Annotated in this window: 2 rRNA genes (1 of these 2 running past the window's edge); both read left to right on the top strand. The window is 53.7% G+C overall.

Going from position 1 to position 3,075, the window contains the following annotated elements:
- Positions 1-2,825, top strand: a 23S ribosomal RNA gene (locus C1925_RS02090) (it extends 55 nt beyond the left edge of the window).
- A gap of 126 nt (positions 2,826-2,951) precedes the next feature.
- Positions 2,952-3,066: ribosomal RNA gene (gene rrf / locus C1925_RS02095) — 5S ribosomal RNA — on the top strand.
- The last annotated feature ends 9 nt before the right edge of the window (positions 3,067-3,075 follow it).

A 3,075-nucleotide genomic window follows, 5' to 3' on the forward strand; every position in this document is an offset into this window, starting at 1 on the left:
ACGTGGCAGCCTGCGAAAAGTATCGGGGAGCTGGCAACAAGCTTTGATCCGGTAATGTCCGAATGGGGAAACCCACCCGCTTGCGGGTATCCTGCAGTGAATACATAGCTGCTGGAAGCGAACCTGGTGAACTGAAATATCTAAGTAACCAGAGGAAAAGAAATCAACCGAGATTCCGTAAGTAGCGACGAGCGAACGCGGACTAGCCCTTAAGCTGATTTGGTTCTAGGAAAACGCTCTGGAAAGAGCGGCCATAGAAGGTGATAGCCCTGTATCTGAAAGGGCCATTTCAGTGAAGACGAGTAGGGCGGGGCACGTGAAACCCTGTCTGAACATGGGGGGACCATCCTCCAAGGCTAAATACTACTGACCGACCGATAGTGAACCAGTACCGTGAGGGAAAGGCGAAAAGAACCCCGGAGAGGGGAGTGAAATAGATCCTGAAACCGTGTGCGTACAAGCAGTAGGAGCTCCGCAAGGAGTGACTGCGTACCTTTTGTATAATGGGTCAGCGACTTACTGTTCGTGGCAAGCTTAACCGTATAGGGGAGGCGAAGGGAAACCGAGTCTGATAAGGGCGCATAGTCGCGGGCAGTAGACCCGAAACCGGGTGATCTAGTCATGGCCAGGGTGAAGGTGCCGTAACAGGTACTGGAGGCCCGAACCCACGTCTGTTGCAAAAGACGGGGATGAGCTGTGATTAGGAGTGAAAAGCTAATCGAACCCGGAGATAGCTGGTTCTCCTCGAAAGCTATTTAGGTAGCGCCTCATATGTATCCTCTCGGGGGTAGAGCACTGTTATGGCTAGGGGGTCATCGCGACTTACCAAACCATTGCAAACTCCGAATACCGAGACGGACTGTATGGGAGACACACGGCGGGTGCTAACGTCCGTCGTGAAAAGGGAAACAACCCAGACCCACAGCTAAGGTCCCAAATTCACTGCTAAGTGGAAAACCATGTGGAAAGGCACAGACAGCCAGGAGGTTGGCTTAGAAGCAGCCACCCTTTAAAGAAAGCGTAATAGCTCACTGGTCGAGTCGGTCTGCGGGGAAGATTTAACGGGGCTAAGCAGTGAACCGAAGCTTGGGGTGCATAACTTTGTTATGCGCGGTAGAGGAGCGTTCCGTAAGCCGTTGAAGGTGGATTGAGAAGTCTGCTGGAGGTATCGGAAGTGCGAATGCTGACATGAGTAACGATAATGCGGGTGAAAAACCCGCACGCCGAAAGCCCAAGGTTTCCTTGCGCAACGTTAATCGGCGCAGGGTGAGTCGGCCCCTAAGGCGAGGACGAAAGTCGTAGTCGATGGGAAGCAGGTTAATATTCCTGCACCTCGCGTAAGTGCGATGGAGGGACGGAGAAGGTTAGGTGTACCAGGCGTTGGTTGTCCTGGGGAAAGGCGGTAGGTTTGGATCTTTGGCAAATCCGGGATCCTTTAAGACCGAGCACCGAGACGAGCCTTTATGGCGAAGTCACTGATACCACGCTTCCAGGAAAAGCTCCTAAGCTTCAGCTTACGCAGACCGTACCGTAAACCGACACAGGTGGGTAGGATGAGAATTCTCAGGCGCTTGAGAGAACTCGGGTGAAGGAACTAGGCAACATGGCACCGTAACTTCGGGAGAAGGTGCACCCTTTTTGGTGGCTCGTGCGAGCTATAGCTGAAGAGGGTCGCAGTAACCAGGCCGCTGCGACTGTTTATCAAAAACACAGCACTCTGCAAACACGAAAGTGGACGTATAGGGTGTGACGCCTGCCCGGTGCTGGAAGGTTAATTGATGGGGTCAGCCGCAAGGCGAAGCTCTTGATCGAAGCCCCAGTAAACGGCGGCCGTAACTATAACGGTCCTAAGGTAGCGAAATTCCTTGTCGGGTAAGTTCCGACCTGCACGAATGGCGTAACGACAGCGGCGCTGTCTCCACCCGAGACTCAGTGAAATTGAAATCGCTGTGAAGATGCAGCGTTCCCGTGGCAAGACGGAAAGACCCCGTGAACCTTTACTATAGCTTTACACTGAACGTTGAGTTCGTCTGTGTAGGATAGGTGGGAGGCTATGAAACTGTGGCGCTAGCTGCAGTGGAGCCATCCTTGAAATACCACCCTGTCGTGCTTGACGTTCTAACCTGGGCCCATTATCTGGGTCGGGGACCGTGTATGGTGGGTAGTTTGACTGGGGCGGTCTCCTCCTAAAGAGTAACGGAGGAGCTCGAAGGTACGCTCAGCGCGGTCGGACATCGCGCACTGTGTGCAAAGGCATAAGCGTGCTTGACTGCAAGATCGACGGATCAAGCAGGTAGGAAACTAGGACTTAGTGATCCGGTGGTTCTGTATGGAAGGGCCATCGCTCAACGGATAAAAGGTACTCCGGGGATAACAGGCTGATACCGCCCAAGAGTTCATATCGACGGCGGTGTTTGGCACCTCGATGTCGGCTCATCACATCCTGGGGCTGTAGTCGGTCCCAAGGGTATGGCTGTTCGCCATTTAAAGTGGTACGCGAGCTGGGTTCAGAACGTCGTGAGACAGTTCGGTCCCTATCTGCCATGGGCGTTGGAGATTTGAGAGGGGCTGCTCCTAGTACGAGAGGACCGGAGTGGACGAACCTCTGGTGTTCCGGTTGTCACGCCAGTGGCATTGCCGGGTAGCTATGTTCGGAAGCGATAACCGCTGAAAGCATCTAAGCGGGAAGCGCGCCTCAAGATGAGATCTCCCGGGGCACAAGCCCCCTGAAGGAACCATATAGACTATGTGGTTGATAGGTCAGGTGTGTAAGTACAGCAATGTATTGAGCTAACTGATACTAATGATCCGTGTGGCTTGACCATATAACCTCAAGTTGCCTTGGCTTTACGACAACGTCGTAAGAGCATCCAAGTGCACGCTACGTCACAAGAACTATGCGAGGCTGGCGCCTTGTCCCCTCGGGACGAGTGCGACTCTCCAAAAGCCTCCCTGGTGAAATTAGCGCTGTGGAACCACCCGATCCCATCCCGAACTCGGAAGTGAAACGCAGCTGCGCCGATGGTAGTGTGGCTCAAGCCATGCGAGAGTAGGTCATCGCCAGGGTTTACACCC

This window comes from Stenotrophomonas sp. SAU14A_NAIMI4_5 (genome assembly GCF_003086795.1).
Classification (GTDB): Bacteria; Pseudomonadota; Gammaproteobacteria; order Xanthomonadales; family Xanthomonadaceae; genus Stenotrophomonas.